Origin of the sequence: Sphingobium sp. C100, assembly GCF_000508185.1 — a bacterium.
Lineage (GTDB): Bacteria > Pseudomonadota > Alphaproteobacteria > Sphingomonadales > Sphingomonadaceae > Sphingobium.
In genome coordinates this window covers 1-23,671 of the sequence record NZ_AYOY01000141.1, presented here as the reverse complement: position 1 = coordinate 23,671, position 23,671 = coordinate 1, and the positions used below count along the sequence as shown (strand labels likewise).

Annotated in this window: 25 protein-coding genes and 1 pseudogene; 21 read left to right on the top strand and 5 right to left on the bottom strand. The window is 66.7% G+C overall.

What is annotated here, in order from left to right:
• The first annotated feature begins 17 nt into the window (after positions 1-17).
• From C100_RS35195 to C100_RS35150, 11 genes are all read left to right on the top strand, one after another.
• Positions 18-332, top strand: coding sequence for a hypothetical protein (locus tag C100_RS35195; RefSeq protein ID WP_024019750.1), 315 nt, complete (start codon positions 18-20; stop codon positions 330-332).
• Complete coding sequence (locus tag C100_RS35190; protein ID WP_024019749.1) at positions 329-715, top strand: hypothetical protein; 387 nt, start codon at positions 329-331, stop codon at positions 713-715. The genes C100_RS35195 and C100_RS35190 overlap by 4 nt, the downstream gene beginning before the upstream one ends.
• 20 nt (positions 716-735) lie before the next feature.
• On the top strand, positions 736-1,473 hold the full coding sequence (gene sctJ / locus C100_RS35185) for a type III secretion system inner membrane ring lipoprotein SctJ (protein WP_031309374.1): 738 nt from the start codon (positions 736-738) through the stop codon (positions 1,471-1,473).
• Entirely contained in the window at positions 1,470-1,913 is a 444-nt protein-coding gene (locus C100_RS48600) for a hypothetical protein (protein ID WP_024019747.1), read from the top strand. The genes sctJ and C100_RS48600 overlap by 4 nt, the downstream gene beginning before the upstream one ends.
• Positions 1,898-2,503, top strand: a complete 606-nt coding sequence (locus C100_RS35175) for a FliH/SctL family protein (protein WP_024019746.1) — start codon at positions 1,898-1,900, stop codon at positions 2,501-2,503. The genes C100_RS48600 and C100_RS35175 overlap by 16 nt, the downstream gene beginning before the upstream one ends.
• Positions 2,493-3,806 (top strand): FliI/YscN family ATPase, encoded by a 1,314-nt coding sequence (locus C100_RS35170; protein ID WP_024019745.1) that lies wholly within the window; start codon positions 2,493-2,495, stop codon positions 3,804-3,806. Before C100_RS35175 ends, C100_RS35170 begins: the two co-directional genes overlap by 11 nt.
• Positions 3,803-4,261, top strand: a complete 459-nt coding sequence (locus tag C100_RS35165; RefSeq protein ID WP_024019744.1) for a hypothetical protein — start codon at positions 3,803-3,805, stop codon at positions 4,259-4,261. The genes C100_RS35170 and C100_RS35165 overlap by 4 nt, the downstream gene beginning before the upstream one ends.
• Entirely contained in the window at positions 4,258-4,920 is a 663-nt protein-coding gene (locus tag C100_RS35160) for a hypothetical protein (RefSeq protein WP_024019743.1), read from the top strand. Before C100_RS35165 ends, C100_RS35160 begins: the two co-directional genes overlap by 4 nt.
• Before the next feature lie 58 nt (positions 4,921-4,978).
• Positions 4,979-6,658 carry a glycoside hydrolase family protein gene (locus tag C100_RS47490; RefSeq protein ID WP_024019742.1) on the top strand — a complete coding sequence of 560 codons (1,680 nt, stop codon included), beginning with the start codon at positions 4,979-4,981 and terminating at the stop codon, positions 6,656-6,658.
• Entirely contained in the window at positions 6,648-7,256 is a 609-nt protein-coding gene (locus C100_RS0124600; RefSeq protein WP_152536455.1) for a hypothetical protein, read from the top strand. Before C100_RS47490 ends, C100_RS0124600 begins: the two co-directional genes overlap by 11 nt.
• A 220-nt stretch (positions 7,257-7,476) precedes the next feature.
• Positions 7,477-7,722 carry a hypothetical protein gene (locus C100_RS35150; protein WP_024019740.1) on the top strand — a complete coding sequence of 82 codons (246 nt, stop codon included), beginning with the start codon at positions 7,477-7,479 and terminating at the stop codon, positions 7,720-7,722.
• A gap of 64 nt (positions 7,723-7,786) precedes the next feature.
• On the opposite strand, the gene galB is transcribed toward C100_RS35150, so the two are convergent.
• From galB to C100_RS35135, 3 genes are all read right to left on the bottom strand, one after another.
• On the bottom strand, positions 7,787-10,498 hold the full coding sequence (galB, locus tag C100_RS35145; protein WP_024019739.1) for a beta-galactosidase GalB: 2,712 nt from the start codon (positions 10,496-10,498) through the stop codon (positions 7,787-7,789).
• Between the two features lie 170 nt (positions 10,499-10,668).
• Positions 10,669-10,932 (bottom strand): hypothetical protein, encoded by a 264-nt coding sequence (locus C100_RS35140; protein ID WP_024019738.1) that lies wholly within the window; start codon positions 10,930-10,932, stop codon positions 10,669-10,671.
• 39 nt (positions 10,933-10,971) lie between these two features.
• Positions 10,972-11,643, bottom strand: a complete 672-nt coding sequence (locus C100_RS35135; protein WP_024019737.1) for a DUF4197 domain-containing protein — start codon at positions 11,641-11,643, stop codon at positions 10,972-10,974.
• Between the two features lie 121 nt (positions 11,644-11,764).
• Here C100_RS35135 and C100_RS35130 point away from each other — a divergent pair, with 121 nt between their 5' ends.
• The 9 genes from C100_RS35130 to C100_RS35095 all read left to right on the top strand — a co-directional run bounded on the left by C100_RS35130 (position 11,765) and on the right by C100_RS35095 (position 20,871).
• Positions 11,765-12,631 (top strand): 2-dehydro-3-deoxygalactonokinase, encoded by an 867-nt coding sequence (locus C100_RS35130; RefSeq protein ID WP_024019736.1) that lies wholly within the window; start codon positions 11,765-11,767, stop codon positions 12,629-12,631.
• Positions 12,628-13,260 (top strand): 2-dehydro-3-deoxy-6-phosphogalactonate aldolase, encoded by a 633-nt coding sequence (locus C100_RS35125; protein ID WP_024019735.1) that lies wholly within the window; start codon positions 12,628-12,630, stop codon positions 13,258-13,260. Before C100_RS35130 ends, C100_RS35125 begins: the two co-directional genes overlap by 4 nt.
• 136 nt (positions 13,261-13,396) lie before the next feature.
• Positions 13,397-14,488 carry a sphingomyelin phosphodiesterase gene (locus C100_RS35120; RefSeq protein ID WP_031309368.1) on the top strand — a complete coding sequence of 364 codons (1,092 nt, stop codon included), beginning with the start codon at positions 13,397-13,399 and terminating at the stop codon, positions 14,486-14,488.
• Positions 14,485-15,648 (top strand): TonB-dependent receptor domain-containing protein, encoded by a 1,164-nt coding sequence (locus tag C100_RS0124595; protein WP_024019733.1) that lies wholly within the window; start codon positions 14,485-14,487, stop codon positions 15,646-15,648. Before C100_RS35120 ends, C100_RS0124595 begins: the two co-directional genes overlap by 4 nt.
• Positions 15,649-15,709: 61 nt before the next feature.
• Complete coding sequence (locus C100_RS35115) at positions 15,710-16,540, top strand: hypothetical protein (protein ID WP_024019732.1); 831 nt, start codon at positions 15,710-15,712, stop codon at positions 16,538-16,540.
• Between the two features lie 90 nt (positions 16,541-16,630).
• Complete coding sequence (locus tag C100_RS35110) at positions 16,631-18,733, top strand: TonB-dependent siderophore receptor (RefSeq protein WP_024019731.1); 2,103 nt, start codon at positions 16,631-16,633, stop codon at positions 18,731-18,733.
• A 4-nt stretch (positions 18,734-18,737) separates the two neighbouring features.
• Complete coding sequence (locus tag C100_RS35105) at positions 18,738-19,043, top strand: hypothetical protein (protein WP_024019730.1); 306 nt, start codon at positions 18,738-18,740, stop codon at positions 19,041-19,043.
• The gene (locus tag C100_RS35100) at positions 19,040-20,548 is read left to right on the top strand and encodes a PepSY-associated TM helix domain-containing protein (protein WP_024019729.1); all 1,509 of its coding nucleotides are present in this window, start codon (positions 19,040-19,042) and stop codon (positions 20,546-20,548) included. Before C100_RS35105 ends, C100_RS35100 begins: the two co-directional genes overlap by 4 nt.
• Positions 20,545-20,871, top strand: a complete 327-nt coding sequence (locus C100_RS35095; RefSeq protein WP_024019728.1) for a DUF3325 domain-containing protein — start codon at positions 20,545-20,547, stop codon at positions 20,869-20,871. Before C100_RS35100 ends, C100_RS35095 begins: the two co-directional genes overlap by 4 nt.
• Before the next feature lie 3 nt (positions 20,872-20,874).
• Here the strand turns inward: C100_RS35095 and C100_RS35090 are convergent, their stop codons facing one another.
• Both C100_RS35090 and C100_RS35085 read right to left on the bottom strand, forming a co-directional pair.
• On the bottom strand, positions 20,875-22,236 hold the full coding sequence (locus C100_RS35090; RefSeq protein ID WP_024019727.1) for an ATP-binding protein: 1,362 nt from the start codon (positions 22,234-22,236) through the stop codon (positions 20,875-20,877).
• Positions 22,233-22,961, bottom strand: coding sequence for a response regulator (locus C100_RS35085; protein WP_024019726.1), 729 nt, complete (start codon positions 22,959-22,961; stop codon positions 22,233-22,235). The genes C100_RS35090 and C100_RS35085 overlap by 4 nt, the downstream gene beginning before the upstream one ends.
• 362 nt (positions 22,962-23,323) lie before the next feature.
• On the opposite strand from C100_RS35085, the pseudogene C100_RS0124590 reads away from it, so the two are divergent.
• A pseudogene (locus tag C100_RS0124590) lies at positions 23,324-23,671 on the top strand (biotin/lipoyl-binding protein); the annotation flags it as partial.

Below are 23,671 nucleotides of genomic sequence, written 5' to 3'. Positions count from 1 at the left end.
CACGAAGGAGATATGAGATGACCGACAGCATTTCCCGCGCCGACATGGCCACCCTTGCCAATACCCCGCTGACCGGCGCGCGGATGCGACAGGACGACGCGCCGGGCAACTGGTTCGAAGCCTTCGCGTCCGCCTGGGGCAAGGCGCTGGACCGGCAGGCCGCCACGATCGAGCAGAAGTCGGAGATGATCGCCAATGAAGGCGGCGACAATCCGTCGCAGATCACCATGCTGACCGCCGAAGCCATGAAGATGAGCTTTTTGTCCAACAGCTCGCACAGTTCGATCGACAGCGTTTCCAAGGCGCTTGAAACCATGGCGCGCAAGCAATGAGCGTCGATCCCGTTACCGCTCAGGCCGCGATGCCCGCCCGCCAGGTGGAGCTGGCTCCGGCCATGCCGCAGCAGGCGGGACCGGACGCGGCGTCCGAATTCCAGGCGGCGCTCAAGGTCGCGGCGACCGAACATATGGGGGGCACGGACATGTCCCCCGCCGTTCGCAATCTGCTGGGCACGCTGGACAAGGTGAATGGCGAGGCAAAGTCGGTGGCCGATTATGCGCGGTCGGTCGAGGGCACCGGCGGCGAGTTGACCCCCGGCGAGGTCGTGCAACTGACCATGCGCTGCCAGGAATTCATGTTCCATTGCCAGCTCACGTCCAACATCGCCAACCGCAGTTCGGAAGGCGTGCAGCAGCTGTTCCGCCAGCAAGGCTGACGGGAAGGGAAGGAGAGGTGATGAAAATCCTCGGAAAATCCAGCCTCGCCCTGCTGGCCGCCCTGGCGCTTGCCGGGTGCGGCAGCCAGGAAATTTATGGCCAGTTGAAGGAGGATCAGGCCAACGACATGATCGCCGCATTGCGCGACGCGCATATCGACGCGGCCAAATCGTCGGACAAGGACGGTCAATGGGCGGTTTCGGTCGGCACCGACGATTTTTCCAAGGCGATCCAGCTGCTCCGCGCCAAGGGGCTGCCGCGCGAGGATTTCGCCAATCTCGGCTCCTTGTTCGAAAAGAAGGGGCTGGTCTCCTCCCCGACCGAGGAGCGGGCGCGGCTGATCTACGGCCTGTCCCAGGAGTTGAGCCACACGGTAAGCGAGATTGACGGCGTGGTGCAGGCGCGCGTGCATCTGGCGATGCCGGAAGCCGACCCGCTGTCCGACAAGGTGAAGCCCGCATCCGCCGCAATCTTCGTCAAATATCAGCCCGGCTATGACCTGCGCAGCCAGACCGGCGCGATCAAGTCGCTGGTGACGAACAGCATCGAGGGTCTGGCCTATGACAAGGTGTCGGTCGTGATGGTGCCGAGCCAGGCCGCACCGCCGCCCGAACAATCGATGCTGGTGGCCAGCTTTGACAATTGGGCGAGCCGCATCCTGCTCGCACTGGTCGGCACGGGCGGGCTGGCCGCGCTTTTCTGGCGCCGACGGCGCCCCGTCGCGGTGCCGGTGAAAGTGGAGGGCGAACAGGCGTGACGCATGGATCGGCGGCACGGCGCGAACTGGCGCGACTGGCGGCCAGAGGCGGCTGGCCGCGCACGCGCGGCGCGCGCTTTGCCGGCGGCGCGAGACCCGGTTTCGCGGCATTGCAGTCGATGCCGCGCTGGCCGGTGCTCGACGAAGCGGCGCAACGGCGCGTCGCAATGGTCGCGCTGTTGATCGGTGCTCAATCGGCGCTGTCGCGGCTCATCGATGGCGCGCGGCTGCGTGGCTATGCGCTGTTGATCGGCGGCCCGGTTCTGGAACGGATATGGATGCTGGACCATGGCGGCCGCGATCCGTTGCCCGCGGTCGACGCCCTGCCCCATGCGGCGGGCCGGCTGATCCTTGCCGCCGCGCAGGACGACGAACCGCGCAGGCGCATGGCGCAGGCGGAACATCTGCTGAGGGAAATGGACGCATGGCATTTCACCTGATCCACGCCGACGGGCGCAGCCTGCTGGCGAGCGACCGCCCCCTGCTGCGCGGCAGCGAACGACCGCCGGTCGAGGACGCCGTGACGCTGCTGCGCGCGGTGCGCGAGTGGCGTGACCGCCAACGCGATACGCTGGCCGAAGCGCGGGCGCGTGCAGCAACGGAAGGGCGGCAGGTGGGCGAGGAGGAAGGTCGCGCCGCCTTTGCGACCGCGATCGCCGACCTCACGGAACAGGCGCAGGCGGATGCCGCGCGTCGGGAAGAGGACATTGCCGCACTGGCGCTGGCGGCGCTGCGGCAGATGATCGGCACATTGCCCGATGGGGACAAGATGGCCGGCGTCGCGCGCCGTGCGGTCGAAACACTGGGATCGCGTGGACCGATCCTGGTCGAGGTGTCGCCTGCAATGCTGCCCCATATCGAGCGCGCCTTTGCCGACCGGCCTTCGTCGGTCGAGATTTCGGCGCGGGCACGGAGCGGCCTGACCGACGACCAGTGCCGCCTTACCGCGCCTGACGGCCGGATCGTGGCCGATGTCGGCGTGCAGATCCAATCCTTCGCCACGCGCTGGGAGGTGGCCGATGCGGTCTGACACACGCCTGACCGCCCTGTTCGACACGCTGGAGGCTGGACCTGCCTTCGAGCAGCGGGGCAAGGTGCGCGCCGCGATCGGCACCGCGATCCGGGTGAGCGGCGTCACCGTAAGGATCGGCGATATTTGCGAGCTGACCAGCCCGGCGGGGCGGCATTCGCTCCTGGCCGAAGTGGTGGGCTTGTCCGAGCATGAGGCGATCCTTTCGCCGATGGGCGACCTGCGCGGCCTGTCGGGCGAGACCGAGGTGCTGGTGCGCGTCGGCGAGGATCGGGTGCCGGTGTCGAGCGCGCTGCTGGGCCGGGTGATGGACGCGCGATTGCAGCCGCTCGACGGCCTGCCCCCGGTCGAGACGCCGGCGAGCCAGCCCCTTTATGCCGCCGCGCCCAACCCGATGGAGCGGCAGCGGATCGACCGTCAGGTGGAAACCGGCGTGCGCGCGATCGACGGGCTTCTCCCGCTGGGTCGGGGGCAGCGCATCGGCGTGTTCGCGGCGGCGGGCGGCGGCAAGAGCACCTTGCTCGGCACGCTGGCCCGACAGGCGCAGGCGGACGTCATCGTCATTGCACTGATCGGCGAGCGCGGGCGCGAGGTGCGCGAATTCATCGAGGATAATCTGGGCGCGGAAGGGTTGGCGCGATCCGTGGTGATCGCGTCGACATCCGATCGGCCGGCGCTGGAGCGCGCGCGCGCCGCCCATGCCGCGACGGCGATCGCCGAAGGGTTTCGCGCCGAGGGCAAGCATGTGCTGCTATTGATGGACTCAGTGACGCGCTTTGCCCGGGCATTGCGCGAAATTGGCCTGGCGTCCGGCGAGCCGCCGGTGCGGCGCGGCTTTCCGCCCTCGGTCTTCGCGGAGCTGCCGCGCCTGTTCGAGCGGGCGGGTTGCGATGCGCGGGGCGCGATCACCGGCATCTACACCATATTGTTGGAGGATGAGGAGGATGACCCGGTCGGCGAGGAGGTCCGGTCGCTGCTGGACGGCCATGTCATCCTGTCGCGCAAACTGGCGGCGCGCGGTCATTATCCCGCCATCGACATCCTCGTCAGCCAAAGCCGGCTGATGGGGCAACTGGTCGAGGAAGGCGAGCGCCGCGCTGCCCTGTCGTTCCGCGCGATGCTGGCCAAGCTGGACGAGATCGAACTGCTGCTCCAGGTCGGCGACTACCGGCCCGGCCAGGACGCTCTGGCCGACCGCGCCATCGCCCGGCGCGACGAAATGGACCGATTTCTGCGGCAATCAACCCATGAAGCGGCACCGCTGCTGATGACACGCACCTTGTTGAGAGGATTTGAAGGATGAGCGACCAGATCGATCGGCTCAGGACGATCATGAAGTTGCGCAAGCGCGACCTGGAGCGGTGCCAGCGCGAGGTCGCTGCGGCCCGGCAGGAGGTCGCCGCCGCGCAAGTGCAGGAAGAACAAGCCGCGCGCGCCTGCGCCATGGCATTGTCGAAGCGGGCCGCCGCGTTGATGGAGCAAGTGCGCCAGCCCTGCGACCCGCTGGTGCAGCTTCACTGCCAGGCGGTATCGGCGCGCGCGGACGCATCGCAGCAGGTCCGCGCCCAAGCGGGCGCGGTGCTGGCGGAGGCGCGGGTCATGGCGGACCGGCTGAAGCGCGAATGGTTGCGCGCGCAGGCGCGGCATGACGCAATCTTTAAGGAGCTGGAACGCGCAATCCAGCAGTGGCAGCGGCAGGTCAGCCGGCGCGCGGAAGAGGAATTGCGCCCCGCCCCGTCCATTACGGCGCTGGCATGAGCGCAAACATTCCCCCTGCGACGGCGCGGCCGCAATCGAGCGCGCCTGTCCGCATGGCCGCGCCCACCCAGACCGGCGCGGAAGCGGCAGACATGTTCAAGTCCGTGCTGGCGCGCGCTGCCAAAGACGGGGCGATCAAAGATGGCGTGGGCAAAAAGGCTGTTCGACAGGAAAAAGATGTCGAAGATCAAGCGCCCGTCGCGCCGTTCAACGCCGCGCCGCTGCCCGTTCATCAAGCCCCCAGCAAGGATCAGGATGGGCGGCGTACTCAGGACGATAAGGCGACCGAAGCTCCGGGGCAGGCCATGCCGCACAGTGATCGTGATGCCTCCACCCCCGCTGCCCGCCCTCTCTCCGGCGGCGCGGCGGCGGCCGATGCCGCGGCCTTTGAGGCATTGGTGCATCGGCTCGATGCCGGGCGAGCGCCCTCCGCTTCCACCCATCTGACCTTGCCGGGAGACCAATGGCGCGCGGAGCAGGTACAGATCCACGCGCAAGCCGGCAGCCTGTCAGTGCAAATCGACCTGGGCAGCCAAAGCGACGGCAGGGACGAGGCGCTGAAGCAACTGGAGGCGCGACTGCGCGCGCGCGGGCTGGATGCGACGGTCAGCGACAGCGAAGCTAGTCGGATCGCTGATCCTGCTAATCGGATCGCTTAGCGCAACGCGCGCTCCCAAGCCCTAGCCTGTGATGATCGCCGCATAGCAGGAGACAGACATGGCCGGCATCGAAAGCGCCACGGACTTCGGGTCCACCGCCCAGGACTGGCTGGGGTCGCTTGGCGAGGAGATTCAACAGGGGCTGGAGCGGCTGGGCGATGCCGTCGGCTTTGACGCGCTGATGTCCGAACTGGACCAGTTGCTGGCTCGCCCTTCGACACTCGACCGGTTTCTGCCGCCAGAGGCGCAGGCACACGCAGCCGGGCCACAACCGGTTGCGGCGCAGGATTATACCGTCCGGCAAGGCGACACGCTGGGCGCCATCGCCGCCCGGACGGGACATAGCGTCGAGGGACTGGCACGCCTCAACGGATTGGCGAACCCGGACAAGTTGTCGATCGGGCAGGTGCTCAAGCTAGGCGCGGCGCCAGCGGATACCACTCCACCAACCGTCGATGCTGCGCGGGCCGGCAGCATGGCCGCGGCGTCAGGCCTGTCGCAAAATGGCATGGACTTCCTCTACGACCATGAAGCGCAGGCGAATGTCAGCAACCATCTCCACTGGCCCGAGGGCGCCAGCGGCGTGACGCTGGGGCCGGGCTATGACATGAAAGGCCGCAGCGCCGCCGCAATCGAGCATGACCTCATTGCCGTCGGCGTGAGCGCCGATGCCGCGCGCAAGGCCGGCGAAGGGGCGGGCCTGAGCGGGGCGGCAGCGCGCGATTTCGCCGCCGCCAACAAGAATCTCATCTCGCTGACCGCCGATCAGGAAAAGGCGCTGTTGCGCCAGACGGTGGAACCCTATGCGGCCGCCGTGCAAGCCGCCGTCACGGTGCCGGTGACGCAGAACCAGTTCGATGCGCTGGTATCCTTCGCCTATAATATCGGCACCGGCCAGGATGGCTTTCGCGGCAGCACGGCGCTCGCCCGGCTGAACCAGGGCGATTATGCCGGCGCGGCCGAGGCGATGAGCTGGTGGAACAAGTCGGACGGGCAAGTGTCCCAGGGTCTGATCAACCGCCGCGCCGATGAAGTCGAATTGTTCAACACGCCCGGCGCGCCGCTCGCTTCCCGTACGCCCACCGCAGCAACGACCGAAACCAGGCACACGTCGCCGATGGCCGCCGCCACCAGCCCCGATGCGCTCGCCGCCACGATCGCCACGCAGGGCGACGCGCAGGCGAAAGCCGATCTGGCCGCCGGGCGCAAGGTTGTGGTCGCATTGCGCACCGATACCAACACCAGCGCCAATGGCGGCAAGGGCGTCTATGACGACAAGATCGCCGTCGTCTGGAAGAATGACGACGGCCGCTATCAGGCGCGCGTCTTCGAGGGCAATACCGAGCCGTCCGGTCAATATGCGTGGGACGGCCCCAAAGCCACGCGCGGTTCGCACACGGACATGAATGGCGATGGCAAAATGGATCTGGGGCGCTTGCAGGCGGGGACGATCCGTTATCAGCAGCAGGATGGGACATATCTGGGCAACAGCTTCTTCCGCGCGACGACCACGCAGGTGGCCGAGCGCGACACCAACCAGGACGGCCAGTTCACGGCCGCCGACCCCGACCGGATCGACCGGTCCGGTGCGGGCCGGTCCATGCTGATCCATCAGGGCGGATCGACCAATAGCTGGTCCGCCGGATGCCAGACCATTCCGAAAGCGGCCTTCAATGATTTCGTCGCCGCGCTTGGCGGGCAGCAAGCCTTCAGCTACGTGCTGGTCGATGGCCAATAGACGATTGCTCCTGATCCTGGGTACGCTCGCGCTGGCGGCGTGCGGCAGCGACGTGCCGGTCGCCAATCAGACCGCTGCCACGACGACGGCGGTGGGGGAAGCCGGGACTGGCAGGGTGACGCCTGCGCCGACCGTCACCAACACTATCGTGCAACCAGCCGACCCGGTTGCGTCGCAGATGGATTTCGCCGCGCTCAAGGGACGTTGGCGCGTCGCGGCGGTGGCGGTGGGCGATGGCGTACAGGCGCTCAGCACCGATGATCCCGCTTATATGGGTCGGATGATCGATGTCGGACCGGAGCGGCTGGCCTGGGCGGCGGCGAGCACGAACCCATCAGCGTCATCGAGCGATATATGCAACGGCCCCGTCACCGCCCGCCAGACAGGTGCGGCCGCGCGGGACTATGACCAGCAGTTCGCGGTCCAATTGGCCCGACTGAAAATCGCTCGCCCCGATCCCCACGCCGTTGAGTGTGACAGCGGCGAATGGGGGCCCCAGGCTGCGGGGGGCGCGATATTTTTCCCGGCCGGCGATGATCGCGTCGCCATGAGCTGGTATGATGGCGCAATGCTGCTGCTGGAACCGGCCAAGCCCTGAGAGCCGATCGCTGACCGGTGGTTTTTACGCGGACCATGGGTAAAATCCCATTACACGGTGACCATCACCATTAATCCGGGATAAATTCAGACTATATTCAGTCTTTGGGCCGCGCATTCCGCAGTTTTTCGTCTTTTTCTGAAGTTGGCACGCCCCCTGCAATGTTGTGGGCACGATCCACAAGGGGTCGCAGTCATCCACTCAGGGAAGGAAATCGATCATGAAGACCATCGCCATCATCGCCGCCGCCGCTATCGCCGCCGTCGCCACCCCCGCCTTCGCGCAGCCGGAGGGCACCTTTGGCCGGGCCAAGGTCAGCTTCGATGAAACGACCGACAGCTACTGCTTCCGCGAAGTCCCGGCCGGATCGCTGGTCCCCCGGACCGACTGCCGCACCAAAGGAGAATGGGCGGACGCGGGCCTGAAGATCACCCGCAAGCCGGCCGTGCAACTGGCCCAGCGTTGACATCGTCGGCATCAGGCCCGGCACGGGGGCGATCATCCCCCGATGCCGGGCTTGCTACGACCAATCAGCGGCTGGTTATGACCAGCTGCGCCGCGCCCAGCCCTGGCGAATGGGCATGTAGGACGATCCGGCCTGGCTTTTCCGGGTCCGCCCGCACAATCGCCAGCGCCAGGCCGTTGAACGCCCCGCGCTCGTGCGAAGGAAAGGCCGTCAGGTCGGTGGGATCGCCATTGTCGGTCGCGACGATCTCGCCCGGTCCTTCGATCGAGAAGCGGATTTTCTGCTTGGCCGACGGCACGACATTGCCGTCCCCGTCCAGCACCTTCAGCGTGACGAAGGAGAGGTCGCGCCCGTCGTCGGCAATGGACGCGCGGTCCGCCGTCAGCGACAGCTTCGCCGCCTCGCCCACCGTGCGGATCGTCTCGCTCGCCCAGGGCTGTCCCTGCTTCCAGGTCTCGACCCGGATTTCGCCCGGTTCATAGACCACATAATCCCAGCGGAAACGATATTCATAGTCGCGCTTCTTCACCCGGCCCTGCGACTTGCCGTTGACGAACAGTTCCGCCTCGTCCGCCGAGGAGAAGACATGGACGGGCGTTATCTGCCCTTCGCGTCCCGGCCAGGTCCAGTGCGGCAGGATATGGGCGAATTTCAGGTCCGGCCGCCAGCGCGACTGGTAGAGCCAGAAACGATCCTTGGGAAAGCCGGCCAGATCGACAATACCCGAATAGGAACTGCGCGACGTATAATAGGGCGTCGGCTCGCCCAGATAGTCGAAACCGGTCCAGACGAATTCGCCCGCGACATAGGGATGCTGATCATCCGACGCCCAGACCCGGTCGGGCGACGAGCCGAAATCGGCGGCGTGCATTTCATAGGCGCTGACCTGATGCGTGTCGGGATTGCCCCCCGACCAGGGACGCACCGGCCCGCTGATCGCGCCTGCGACCGGGAACATATATTCACCCCGGCTCGACAGGGTCGAGGCGGTTTCGGTGCTGAGGATCAGCTTGTCGGGAAATTTCTCGCGAAAGGCGGGATATTGGCCGACGATGCCGCGAATGCCCGCGCCCTGATAATTGAGGCTGATGACGTCCATCACGCCGGGCAGCGGCATGTCCGCCTTCGCATAGTTCATCGCACTGGTCGCGGGACGGGTCGGGTCTTCCTCATGGACGATGCCGACAAGTTCACGGCCGATCTTCGCGCCCGCTTCGCCATCATATTGCTCGCCCACCTCATTGCCGATGCTCCAGAGAATGATGGAGGGATGGTTGCGATCCCGGCGCAGCATCGCGCGCGCATCCGCTTCATGCCAGTCGGGGAAAATGAGATGGAAGTCGTGCGGCGTCTTTTTCTTTTCCCAACTGTCGAACACCTCATCCATGACGAGGAAACCCATCCGGTCGGTAAGGTCGAGCAGTTCGGGCGCGGGCGGGTTGTGGCTCATGCGGATGGCGTTGGCGCCCATGTCGCGCAGGATTTCGAGCTGGCGCTGCGCCGCGCGCCGGTTGAAGGCCGCCCCCAGCGCGCCCAGATCATGGTGATTATTGACGCCGCGCAGCGGGATATGTTCACCATTGACGATGACGCCGCGGTCCGGATCGAATATGATCTGGCGCACGCCGAAGCGGGTTTCGTAGCTGTCGATGACCTTGCCGCCCTGCGTCACTGTGGACAGCGCGACATAAAGGTTGGGCTGCTGCGTCGGCGGCGGCCCCCAGAGGCGCGGATTGCGCAGGATGGTCGACCCGTTCAGCACCGCCTTTGCACCCGGCGCGATGCTGGTCCGCTGGCGCGCGATGCTGGCGACCGGGCGGCCGATACGCTGGCCCTCAGGATCGAGCGCGTAGAGAGCGGTCGCGACCTCCACGTCAGCGGCCGTGTCGCCGTCATTGTCGAGCGTCAGGCTGAGATCGACGGTCGCCTGGTCCTTGCCGACCTGCGGCGTGCGGACCGTGCCGCCCCACTGGCCGACATGCACCTTGTTCGTGGTGGTGAGATAGATGTCGCGGTAGAGGCCGCCGCCCGGATACCAACGGGCGGAAGCCTGCGGATTGTCGAGCCGGATCGCGAGCTGGTTCGTGCCGCCCGGCACCGCATAGGGCGTCAGGTCGAGGCGGAAACTATTATAGCCATAGGGCCAGCCGCCCACCAGCTTGCCGTTGAGCCAGACCGTGGCGTAGGACATCGCTCCTTCGACATCGAGAAAGATCGACTTGCCGCCGTCGCTTGCGGGAATGTCGAGGCTCCGGCGATACCAGCCGATGCCCCAGCTCGGCAGACGGCCCATGCCGCCATAGGGACCATCCTTGATGAAGGGTCCGGCAATCGCCCAGTCATGGGGCAGGTCGACCTTCTGCCAGTCGCTGTCGTCGAAATTCGCCTGGACATAGGATATATCGCCGCCGGGATTGCCCGCCGGGCGGACATGATGCTTCGCGCTGTCCTTGATGAACGGGTTGGCGCTGGGCAGAATCCAGGGCTTGAGCACGCGCGCGCCGCCGTCGTCCACCTGCACCGCCGCGTCGGGTCGGGCGTCGGCCACCTTGCCGTCGCCCGCATCCTCGATCGGCGGACGGACATCATAGCGCAGATCCTGCGTCAGGCCGGCGGGATCGCCCTTGGTGAAGCGCCAGTCGCGGCTGATTGACACGGTTTCGCGCGCCAGGGCGATGGGCATGGAGACGGCGAGGACCACCAGACCCGCGATAGTCAGCGCCGCTGCCTGCCTGATGGCGGGATGAAAAGACGACAACGAACCCGACAGCTGCACCGATATCTCTCCCCATTTATGGTAACGTTATCATTTTATGCCGCATATCGTTGCTGAAAACAAGCGCGCATCCGCCGGCCGTCACGGGACGGCAAGGAGAATGGCGCGGCCGGACGGATCAACGATGCGCAAGAGAGGAAAACGGGTCTCCTGCGCGACCGCGCACGGAGTCAGTTGGTTTCGCGTTTCAGCCGTTCGGCGAGCGCTTCAATCTCTTCGGGTTCCAGCAGCCATGTGCGGGTCTTTCGCCCTTCGCGATGCACGGGCTGAGTCAGCAGGACGCGCGCCTGCGCCTTGGCCTGCGCCTTGTACAGGGCGAAATGCACCGCGCAGTCGCGGATCGTGCCGATCAGCGGCGGCTTGCCATCAAGGTCGATCATGGTCGCGGGCTGGTCCCAGGGGATGCCGGCGACACCGGGATATTTCTGTTCCATAGGCGCCTCGACACCATGGCCGGGCGCCGAAATCAAGGCCTAACCAAGCAGCGCGATCAGGATCGGGTCGCCGGTCGCCCGCGGGTTGCGGCGAATTTCCGCCTCCTCGCGCCCGATCGCGCGGAAGATGGCGTCGCTGATCTGGCCCGATATATTGTCCGCCATGGCGGCATAATCGCGGCCCCCGCTGGCGGAAAGCGCAGCCGACAGCATTTCGAACAGGTCGGATTGCAGCGCCCGCGATGTACCGGGCAGCAAGGCTTCGACCACCGACCCGCGCGCCTGCCGCGCCAGCAGGTCGGTCGCCGCCGTCGGCCCGCCGCGCAGCACCGACACCGCATCCGCCAGGGTCATGCGATGCACCGCATCCATCACGACCGGCGCGGCATTGTCCGCCAGATCGACCGCCAGATCGTTGAGCGCCATCGCCACCCGATTGCGCACGGCATTGGTGCGCAACAGCGCGGACAGCACGGCGCCGCCCTTGCCGCCGCCCAGGTCTGGCGGGGCGATGCGGGTCAGTTGATCGTCATAGAAGCCGCCCGGTTCGGTCAGGCGCGCGAAGGCGCGCTGGCTCGACAATTGCAGCAACCGCCGCACCGCATCCTCGACCGTATAGCGCCCCATGGGCGTGGCGCAGGCCGCGAGCGGCAGCAGGGCCAGAGTCGCGATCAGGCTGCGCCTGTCGGAAAAGCCGATCATCTGAACCATGGCGCGTCTCCCTGTTTGTCACGGATGCTATGGCGCGCCTTGACTTGCCCGGTCCTGAACGAAGGCCCGTCGAAAGCTGAGCGGTTGCCAAATCGAAGGCCGCGATATACTCGGACAATTTATGGGGCAGCATAGTTTCATCGCCATCGACTGGGGCACGACCAACCGTCGCGCCTACCGCATCGACCATGGCGTCGTGGTCGCTACCGAGCGCGATTCGCTGGGCGTGACGGCGGTGCCGCCCGGCGGCTTTGCCGCAGAAGTCGCGCGGCTGCGCGATCGCCATGACGGCGCGCCGCTGCTGCTGGCCGGCATGGTCGGGTCCAACCGGGGCTGGGTGGATGCCGGCTATGTCCCGACCACGGCGACACTCGAGACCATCGCCGCCGCCGTCGTGGAACCGATGGATGGCGTGCGGATCGTTCCGGGCGTGCGCCATGTCGCCGATGGCCGCGGCGACGTGATGCGCGGCGAGGAGGTCCAGTTGCTGGGCGCGATCGCCGCTGGCCTCGCCCCGGCCGATGCCCTTCTCTGCCAGCCTGGCACCCATTGCAAATGGGCGTGGATGAAGGATGGCGCGCTGTCCGCCTTTGTCACGGCCATGACCGGCGAGATGTTCGCGCTGCTCAAGGCGCATGCGCTGATCGGCCAGGACATGACCGGCGAGGTTGCGCCCGGCGACGCCTTTGCGCAGGGCGTGCGCGAAGGCGCGCGCGGCGACCTGCTCGCATCCCTGTTCGGCGTCCGCCCCGCCGGCCTGCTTGGCCTGCGCGACCGTGCCGAGGCGGCGGCCTTCGTCAGCGGGCTGCTGATCGGCGCCGATTGCGCCGCTCATGCCGGCGCAGGCATGGTCCATCTGCTCGCCGACCCGGCGCTGGGGGCGCTCTATGGCCGCGCAATTGCGGAACTGGGCGGCGAAACGCTGCTGGTCGACAGCCACGCCGCCTTCATTGCGGGCGCCACGCGCCTTTGGGAGTATCTGCCATGAGTCTCGATTTCGCCACCGCCTTTGCCCGCTGCCCGCTGGTCGCGATCCTGCGCGGCATCCGCCCGGACGAGGTGGAGGCGGTCGGCGACGCGCTGGTCTCGGCCGGCTTCACCCTGATCGAAGTGCCGATGAACTCGCCCGACCCGCTGGACAGTATCGAGCGGCTGGCGCGCCGGTTCGGCGGACAGGCGCTGGTCGGCGCGGGCACGGTGCTGACCCGCGCGCAGGTCGCGCAGGTGCAGGCCGTCGGCGGGCAGCTCATCATTTCGCCCAACAGCGACCCGTCCGTCATCGCCGCGACCGCGCAGGCCGGCATGATTTCCATGCCCGGCTATTTTACCCCCACAGAAGGCTTCGCGGCGGTGCAGTCGGGGGCCAGCGCACTCAAGCTGTTTCCCGCCGAAGCCGCCGGTCCAGCAGTGCTCAAGGCCCAGCGCGCCGTGCTGCCCAAGGATCTGCCCATATTGGTGGTGGGCGGCATCAATCCGGGCAATATGGCGCCCTGGGCACAAGCGGGCGCCAATGGTTTCGGCCTGGGTTCGGCGCTCTACAAGCCCGGCGCCACGGCACAGCAAGTGGATGAGGCTGCCCATGCCTTCATAAGTGGCTGGAAAGATTTGGAGAACTGAATAACAACTTGGAATAGATGACAGGCCGGGGTCTTTTCCATGACTCTGGCCGACCCTGAACTTTCACACCCCTGCCGCTTTACTTTCGCACCCATGACTCACAGCGCCGCCATATAGGCGCTTGGGGGTTCTGATCATGCTCAAATCACTGCGCACATTAGTGTTCGCGAGCCTGACGATCATGGTGGCGACGGTTTCGACCGGCGGTCGCCCGGTAGCCCGTGCCGCCTTTGAAGGCCCGGCCATCGCCGCACCGGCCGATGATCGCCTGAGCGTGATGACCTATAATGTCCAGGGCCTGCCCTGGCCGGTCGCGTGGGGACGCCCGGACGCGCTGGACCGGATCGGCGAACGGCTCGCGGCCCTGCGCCATGCGGGGCGGCAACCACATATCGTCCTGTTGCAGGAAGCCTTCACGCCAGAAGCGGCCGCGATCGCGCGCCGCGCTGGCTATGCCCATGTCGCTACTGGCCCCGACGCATCCTTGCACGGCGCGCCGTCCGCCCTGGCAACCGACCGCGCCTATCTGGCGCAGGGACGCTGGGACCGGGGCGAAGGGCTGGGCAAGCGGTTCGGCAGCGGCCTGATGATCCTGTCCGACTATCCGATCCTGAACCAGGCGCGCATGGCCTTTCCCGCCTTCGCCTGCGCGGGTTTCGATTGCCTGGCGAACAAGGGCGCGCTGATCGTGCGGCTGGCGGTGCCGGGCCTTTCCCGGCCGGTGAATGTGGTCAACACCCACCTCAACGCGCGCAAGGCGGCCGGTGTGCCGGTCGCACGGTCGCAGCACGCATATGACAGGCAGGTCGGTCTGTTGACGGAGTTCGTGCAGGCGCGAGTGCCCGACGGCGAGCCGCTGATCCTGGGCGGGGACATGAATATCGGCCATGATGCCGCACGTCATGACGCCTTTTTCGGGCACTGGGCCGAGGCGAAGATGGATTTCATCGCGCCCGAACTGGGCGGCGCTCGTCGCGCGCAGGCGGTATCGGCGCAAAGTCGCGGTGATCTGGGCCACGCCGTCGAACGCGCCAAGGACTGGCTGTTCGCCCGCGATGGGCATGGCCGACCGCTGAAGGTCGCGCAGGCGAGCGTGCCTTTTGGCAGCGAAGAGGACGGCGCGCCGCTATCCGACCATTATGGCTATGTGCTGACCTACAGGCCGGGCGACCGACCGGGGGATGGCGGCATCCGGCTGGCGGCGTTGAACGGGGAGGCCCGGCCATGAAACGCTGGATCACCGGCCTGGCGCTGCTGCCCTGCCTTTGCCCCGCGGCGCAGGCGCAAATCCATTCGATCGACCAGACAGCCCGTTTCGCGCTGAAACCGGCCGTGCGGCTCACGGCTCTGCGCGCGGGCGACATGCCGGTGCCCCGATCCACGCCGCGTGGCTTCACCGACGCGCCGCCCGAACGGGACGAAGCGGCGATCGCGATCAGCGTGGCGCGCCAGACGCTGCAATTTTCGCAGCAGCGCGCCAGCGGCCTTATCGCCGCCATGCCATTGGCCAGCCATGTTTCGCGCACCCGCATTCGCGCGGTCCAGATCGAAAGCCTGCTGCCCGTCGACAACCGCACCAGCCTGCGCCTGGGCTGGTCGGGCGCCAAATATAGCAATCGCAACGCCAATGTGACGGCCGCCTACAGCAACGCCAATCTGCGCGCCAAGGACTGGTTCCAGCCCCATGCGGCGCTGCTGTGGTCGGCGCGGGACGATTTGCTGCTCCAGGCATCCTATGACGAGACGATGTTCGCCTATGCCGATGTCGGCATGAGCGGCCCGCTCGGCCTGGCGCGGGAGGATTTCCGGCGGCTTCAGGCGGCATTGCGACCCGAACGCCATCGCCGGATGCGGGTCGGCGCCGAATGGACGGCCACGCCCGGCCTGCGCCTGGGCCTTGATTTCTTTGGCGGCCGACTGGACGACCGGATGTTGTTCGCCGACGGCGGCGCGCTGCCCGCCAATCGTGGCTCGGCCGACGTGCAGGGCGGCGCGATCATGGCGACGCAGCGGCTGACGCCGACGATCAGTTGCTCGCTGCGCTATGCCCTTGCCCGCATCGACCGGCTGGGCGGCGACGCGGCTCAGGAACAGCAAGTGGCCGCCGAAGGGCGATGGCAGGCGGGGCCATGGCGCGCCAGCTTGCGCGCGGCGCATGTCAGCGCCCCGGCGCTCCTGCTGCCGGGCGAGGATGGCGGCCGCTCGCTGCGCCTGTCCGCCGCGATCGCCTACCAGCCGCCGGTCACACCGGGCTTGACGACCGGCCTGCGGCTCGCCGATCCCGATCGGCTGGCGAGCAGCAGCTTCAGCGCGACCGCCGCGCCCGTCGGATTACGCGCGCAGGATCAGGCGCGCAGTCTGCTCCTGTCCGCCAGCCTGGCGCTGTGACTGCCATTTTTCTGTAGCCTTCGCCGCTTATCGCTCCCCGCTTCATGACGGGAGCAGCAGCATGACCGGTCGCCTGACCTCCATCCTCATCCTTGGCGCGAGCATGAGCTTTGGCGTGGTCGCCGTGGCCCAGGACATGGCCGACGCGCCGTCCCCGCCGCCCGCCCCCGTCATCGCCCGCATCGCCGCGACCGAAGCGCATCAGGGGGTCGCGTCTGACGGCACGCATGTCTATGCGATCGATAATGACCGGATCGGCAAATATCGCATCGCCGACGGCCAGAGGATCGCGAGTTGGCAGGGCGAGCGAAGGCTGTTCCCGCATATGAACAGTTGCACGGTGGCCGGCCGCGAACTGGTTTGCGCCGCGTCCAACTATCCAGCCGTGCCGCAGACCAGCGCGGTCGAGTTTTTCGACACCAAGACGCTGCGACACGTGCGCACCGTCAGCCTGGGGCTTGGTCCCGGCTCGCTCACGGTGATGGACCGCCATGCCGGCAAATGGTGGGCGGTCTTCGCCAATTATGAAGGCAAGGGCGGCGAGCCCGGCCGTGACTATCACCATACGCTGCTGGTGCGGATGGACGACCAGTTCAGGCAGGAAGCGGCCTGGATCTTTCCCGCCGCAGTGCTCGCCCGGTTCGCGCCCAAAAGCTGTTCGGGCATGAGCTGGAGCAAGGACGGTCGCCTCTATGTCGCCGGGCATGACCGGCCGGAAATTTATGAGCTGGTGCTGCCCGAGGCGGGATCGACCCTGGAACTGCGCCGGACCATCGGCTTCGCCTCACCGGGGCAAGCGATCGACTGGGATCCTGTGAAGCCGGGCCTGCTCTGGTCGATCGACCGCGGCAGCAACGCCATGATCGGCAGCGCGATCGGGGAAGGCCCCTGAGAAATTCCCTCACGTCTTTGCTAATGAGATTGACTCGCAATCCTATTTTCCTTTAACGGGCGCGCAAGTCGCACTCATAAGGGGAATCCTATGCATCGCCGTTCGCGCCGCCTATTGCTGGCAAGCGCCATCGCCCTGTTTCCGGCCGCTCAGGCGCTGGGCGCGCCGCTTGCGGACGCAGATGCCGCGCCGGCGGACGAGTCGAGCATCATCGTTACCGGCGTCGCCAACCAGACGACGAGTTCGGCGACCGGGCTGTCGCTGACCCTGCGCCAGACCCCGCAGTCGGTGAGCATCATCGACCGCGAACGGATCGAGGATTTCGCGCTCACCAATATCAACGACCTGCTGTCGCAGGCGGTCGGCATCAATGTCGAGCGGGTCGAGACCGACCGGACCTATTATAATTCGCGCGGTTTCGACATCACCAGCTTCCAGCTCGACGGTATCGGCCTGCCGCTGATCTGGGGCATTCAGTTCGGCGACCTCGACACCGCGCTGTTCGAGAATGTGGAAACGATCCGCGGCGCCAATGCGCTGCTGACCGGCGTCGGCAACCCGTCGGCCACGATCAACTATGTGCGCAAGCGGCCGCTCGACCAATTCCAGGCAAAGGGCAGCGTGCAGCTTGGTTCCTGGGACTTGTGGCGCGCGGAAGGCGATGTTTCGGTGCCGATCACCGACACGGTCGCCGCGCGCGTCACCTATGCCCATCAGGAACGCGATTCCTATCTCGACTATAATCGCAACAATCGCGACGTGATGAGCGGCATGGTGCGCTGGCAGGTGACGCCGCAGCTCAAGGCGACGATCGGCTACAGCCGGCAGGAAAATAACAGCGACGGCGTGCTGTGGGGGGCATTGCCCCTGGTCTATAGCGACGGCACACATATCGATCATCCGCGATCGGCCTCGACTTCGGCCGACTGGACCTATTGGAACACGGTCGACACCACCGCATTCGCCGAACTGGCCTATGCCTTCGACAATGGCTGGTCGCTGAAGGGGGTCTTCACCTATAAAAGGTTCGAGGAAGATGCGAAGCTGCTCTACGCCTATGGCGCGCCCGACCCGGAAACGGGCCTGGGGGTTTCGGGCATGGCGGGGGTCTATCCGTCCGATTACAAGCAATATCTGGGCGATTTCTACGCCTCCGGTCCAGTCAGCCTGTTCGGGCGCGACCATGAATTGTCCTTCGGCCTGTCGACCGCCAAGCGCGACGGATGGGAATATGAAGGCTTTTCGAGCGCGACCATCGCCTATCCGGCCGTGGGCCAGTGGGGCGATGGCCTGATCCCCGAACCGAGCTTTCCCGCCACCTATCTTGCCGCACGCAGCACAGATCGGCTAACGCGCGCCTACGGCGCCGCGCACATCAACCTGGCCGATAATCTGAAGGCCGTGGTCGGCGCCAGCGCCATGTGGCTGAAATCGACCGGCTACAGCTACAATACAGACCTGTATCGCAAGGACAGCAAGCTCAGCCCCTATGCGGGCCTGGTCGCGGACCTGACGGCCAATATCTCGCTCTATGCCAGCTATACCGACATTTATAATCCGCAGACCGAGGTCGATGTGAACAATGTCCGGCTCGATCCGGCGAAGGGCACCAGCATCGAGGCAGGCGTGAAGAGCGAGTGGCTGGGCGGCCGGCTCTATGCAACCGCCGCTATTTTTCGCGGCAAGCAGAAAAATCTGGCCGAATTTGCCGGCACTTTTGGAGAAGATGGTGCAGGTGCTGCAAATGATAGCTATTATCGTGGCGTCGACACCACCTCCAAGGGCTTTGAGTTGGAAATTGCAGGGCATATCACCGACAACTGGTCGCTCAATGGCGGCTATACCTGGCTCGACATCGAGGATGCCGACGGCAACGACACGCGCACCTGGCTTCCGACCCAGACATTCAAGCTGTCGACCACCTATGCGGTGCCGCAGCTCAACGACCTGAAGCTGGGCGCGCAGTTTCGCTGGCAGAATGCGATCCGCAGCGCGGTCGATGTCGGCACCTATCGGCAGAAGGGCTATGCCGTGCTGGACCTGCTGGCGGGGATCGGTGTCGTCGATCATGTCCGCGCCAGCGTCAATGTCCGCAACGTCACGAATACGCGCTACCTCAACAGCCTGATGTGGGGCCAAGCCTATTATGCGCCGCCGCGCAGCGTGCTGGCGACGCTCAGCGTGGATTATTGATCGCATGGCGGCCGGAGCGAAGCGGCGACAGGCAGGGTGGCGCTATCGCGGCAATGTCGCGCTGCGCACGCTGGCGGGCACGGCCGGCGCCTATCTGGTCGCGGCGCTCGCGGCCGCCATGCTGGCCCGCACCTTGCCGATGAGCCGGGTGGAAGCGGTCACGAGCGCCACCATAATCGCCTATCTGGCGGCGCCTGCGGTGACGATCTGGGCCTTTCTGGCGCGCGGGCCGTGGCGCGCGCTGGCGGGCGTGGCGCTGGTCGCGGGCCTGCTCGCGCTGGGCGCCTGGATCGCGGGGCCGCCGGCATGAGCGCGCCCGGAGCCATGGTGCGCGACGGTGTGCGCCAGTGCATGGCCTGGCTGCATGGCTGGGCCGGGTTGCTGCTCGGCCACATCCTCTTCATCATGTGCCTGACTGGCACGCTCACCGTCTTCAAACCTGAAATCGGCCGCTGGATGCGTCCCGAAACCGTGGCGACGGCGTCACCGGCCGACGCCATCCTCGCCGCGACGGGATGGCTGGAGCGCAATACGAAAGCATCGACCGGCTGGTATCTCACCGCCCCGGACGGGCGCGACAACAGCGTCGAGGCGACCTATGACAGCGATGGGGAATATCGGACCCGCGCGCTCGATCCGGTCAGCGGCGCGCCGGTCGCGCGCGAGACGCTGGGCGGCGAATTTTTCTACCGCCTCCATTTCGAACTGGAATTGCCCTATCCCTGGGGGCGGCTGCTCGCTTCGATTGCGGCGATGATGATGCTGACGGCGCTGGTGACCGGCGTCATCGCCCATAAGCGCATCTTCAAGGACATCTTCACCTTCCGCCGGGGCAAGGGGCAACGCAGCTGGCTGGACGGCCATAATGCGCTGGGCGTGCTGGCCCTGCCCTTCCACATCATGATCACCTTTACCGGGCTGCTGACGCTGGCCTCGCTCAACCTGCCGTGGGGCATCACGGCAGGCTATGGCGACGATGTGGCGACCATGTATACCGATCTCGTCCCAGGATCCGTGTCGCGCGCCGCGACAGGAGAAGCAGCGCCGCTCGCCCCGATCGCGCCGATGCTTGCTGCCGCGCAGCGCCATTTCGGCGACGCGCCCGTCGGCCGTGTCTATGTCTTCAACCCCGGCGACAAGGGGGCGGTGGTCGTGGTCTATCCCTCCGACCAGCAGGCGATCGGCTATATGCCCGGCGAAATCAGCTTTGACGGCGCCACGGGGAAGATGCTCAAGGCATGGACCGAAACCCGGCCGGGCATCCGCACCTTCCAGACCCTCTATGGCCTCCACATGGCGCGGTTCGCGCCGTCGCTGACGCGCTGGCTCTATTTTCTGGGCGGCGCGATGCTGACCATGGCGATCGCGACCGGTATGATATTGTGGGTGGTCAAGCGGCGCGAACGCGCGCCGCTGTCAATCGGCAATCGCATCCTCGAACGGCTGAATGTCGGCGTGCTGACCGGCGTGCCGACCGGCGCCGTCGCCTTCCTCATCGCCAACCGGCTGCTTCCGCTGGGGCTGGCGAGCCGGGCGGAGGCGGAGGTGTCGGCGGCGCTCTGGACCAGCGGAGCGATGGTGCTGGCGGGGCTGATGCTGCCGCCGGCGATCGGCCGGCCGGCCACGCTCGCCATGCTCGCCCTCGCCTGCGCCAGCGCCGCGATTTTGGGGCCGGTCTGGGCCGGCGGCCTGACCATGGTGACGATCAATCTTCTCCTGCTCGGCACGGCCTTGGTGCTGGTGCCGGTCATCCAGCGCCAGTTGCGGCGACGCAGCGCGAACGCGCCGGCCCGCCGCCGGGCGGCGACGGCATGATCGCCACGGCCGGCCTCCTCTATCTTAGCCTGTTCGCGCTGGCCGCCAGCATGGATCGCCACCGCCGCGCGCTCGCCGGCCCGTGGCATCGGGCGGCCGTTGCGCCGCTGCTGGCGCCGGCGGGCTGGTGCCTGCTCGTCGCTTCGCTGCTGAGCATCCTTCCCGACTGGAAGGGCGGCGTGGGCCTGGTCAGCTGGATCGGCTTGCTGCCGCTGATCGGCGGAGGGGTGCTGCTGTGCCTCAGCTACCGGCCCGGCTGGCTGGGCATCGGCGCTGGCGTTGCGCTGGCGCTGGTTGGCATGGGCCTGCTCACCGGAGCCTGACGATCAGCCCTTCATATCGACGGTCGCGATGACGCCGCCATCCTGCGCGTTGCGCAGGCGCACCGACGCTTCGAAACTCATCGCCAGCGAACGCGCGATGGTGAGGCCGATGCCGGTGCCGTGACGCCCGCCTGGCTGGCTGCTGGCGCCGCGCGTGAACGGCTCGAACATCTGGTCGATCTGATCGGCGGGAATGCCAGGTCCATAGTCGCGTACATAAATCATCAGCCGCCCGCCCGCGCGCGCGCAGCTGATTTCCGCCCCGCCGCCATATTTGACCGCATTGTCGACCAGATTGGCGATGCAGCGGGTCAGCGCGTTGGGCTTGACCCGCACGGTGCCGCCGCACCCGCTGACGAAGCGCACCGGCGCGCCCAGATCCTCGGCATCCTCCGCCATGCTGGCCAACAGCGAGTCGATGTCGATGACCGACCATTCCTCCCGCGATTCGGTGCTGCTGGCAAGGTCCAGCCCTTCGCGCACCAGCGTCTGCATCGCCTGATGGTCGGCCAGCAGCCGGTCGCGCAATTCCTCATTCTCGACCAGTTCCAGCCGCAGACGCATTCGCGTGAGCGGGGTTTGAAGATCATGGCTGATCGCGGCCAGCAACTGCGTTCGCTCGGCAAAGCCAGCGCGCGCGCGGCGCTGCATCAGGTTGAAGGTCGATAGCGCGGCCCGCACTTCCTCCGGCCCGCGCTCGGGTATCTCCTCGGGGTCCAGCGAGAGCGAGAAAGCCTCCGCCGCCCGCTCCAGCCGGCGCAAGGGCTTGGACACGAAGCGCGCGACCAGGATCGCGAGCCCCGCCGAGGCGACGATGATGACGAGCAGATAGAGCGGGTTGAAAATCGTGCTGGGCGGCTTTGCCAGACGCGGGAAACTCAGCGCCATGGCGCGCCGCGCGCCACGGGCGTCAGTGAAGCGGACGACCCAGCAGTCCGGCCGGGGGGCGTCCAGCACGCCCGCCGCGCGTTCCTTGTTCCCGCGGCTGGGAAAACACAGCCCGGTCGGCACCTGCCCCGCCTCTGGCGCCGACCCCTTGCCGAACCGCGCCGCCAGCGTCTTTTCCAGCTCCCCGTCCGTCTCGCTGAGAGCCACGCCATCGGGCGCCATCGCCGCGCCCACGATCCTGTGATTGGCCATCATCGCCTCGATCCGGGCTGGGTCGTGCTCCAGCCGGTCGGCAATATCGACCGCGCTGGCCACGACGCGCGCCCGGCGCACCCGCTCAAAATCATGATGCCGCGCCTGTTCGGCGACCAGCAGCGCGATGATCGCCGCAACCGACATGCCCAGGGTCAGGATGAGGAAAATCTGCCCCGCCATGGTGCCGAAAAAGATGCGGACGCGGGCGACGGGGCGGATCATGAATGCGCCACGCCGCTGGCCAGCACATAGCCTTCGCCCCGCACCGTCAGGATCAATTCGTCCCCGCCCGGCGCGGTGGCCAGCTTCTGGCGCAGGCGGCTGACCTGCAGGTCGATCGAGCGGTCGAAGGCCGCCGTCGCCCGCCGCTCCGGCACCAGCGTTTCGCGCGACAGGACGACATTGGGTTCCTCTATGAACCGGCAAAGCAGGCGGAATTCGGCCGATGAGAGCATGACCAGACTGTCGTCGGGCGCAACCAGACGCCGCTGTTGCAGGTCGAGCCGCCACGGCCCGAAATGGGCATAGCGCATCGTCGGCGTCCGCGCCGCCCGCTCGCTGCGCCCACGCCGCAGCAGGTTGCGGATCCGCACCAGCAGCTCGCGCGGCTCGAATGGTTTGGTCAGATAATCGTCCGCCCCCAGCTCCAGCCCCAGCACCCGGTCGATCGCGCTGCTGCGCGCGGTCACCATGATGATCTGGACTTCCGCGCCCTCCGCCCGCAACTCGCGGCAAAGCAACAGGCCATCGCCATCGGGCAGGTTGAGGTCGAGGACGATCAGGTCCACCACTTCATCACGCAGGATCTGGCGCAGTTCGCCCAGGCTTGACGCGGCCAGCAGTCGATAATTTTCCTGATGCAGCTGCCCGACGATGAGGTCGCGAATATCCGCATCGTCATCGACCACCAGCACGGTGGCCGGTCGGCCAAGGGAAGAGTCCACCATGGCCTCCTCCTACCGCGCGCGATCGCAAAAGTCTGCGCCCCTTCACAGCCGATACAGGCTGATACAAAGCGATACGCGCGGGTTCACTGACGCAACAGACGGAGCCGATCCGAAAACAAGTCCCACTATGACGTAACGCGTAAAATATCGATGAGAGCCCGGTCGGCTTCCCTCCGCCGACGCAAAGCGGAGCCCTTGCGATGACCCCTCCCGGCTTTCCGGCCGGAAAACCCGAACGAACAGGCGCGATCGCCTGCGCACAGCCCCTCCCCCTCCCCTCTGTGTGTCCGATCATCCGCCTTGCCGTTTCAGGTGGCATCGCAGGGGCCCGTAACGCTGACGCCAAGGACTGACGCCGACCCATGCCGACCTCCCTTCGATCCCCCGGCCTTCGGGTCGCACCGATTGTCCTGCTGATGCTGCTTGCGGCTTGCAGTCAGGAAAAGGCCCCGCAAAAGGGACCGATGGAGGTCGGCGTGGTGACGCTGGCGACCCAGAATGTGACGGTGGCGAGCGAACTGCCGGGCCGCACCGTGTCCACGTCGATGTCCCAGGTCCGCCCCCAGGTGTCAGGCATCATCAAGAAGCGCCTGTTCACCGAAGGATCCATGGTGCGCGCGGGCCAGCCCCTTTATGAGATTGACCAGCGCCTCTATCGCGCCTCGCGCGACGAGGCGCTCGCGACGCTCGCCAGCGCGCAGGCGACCGCC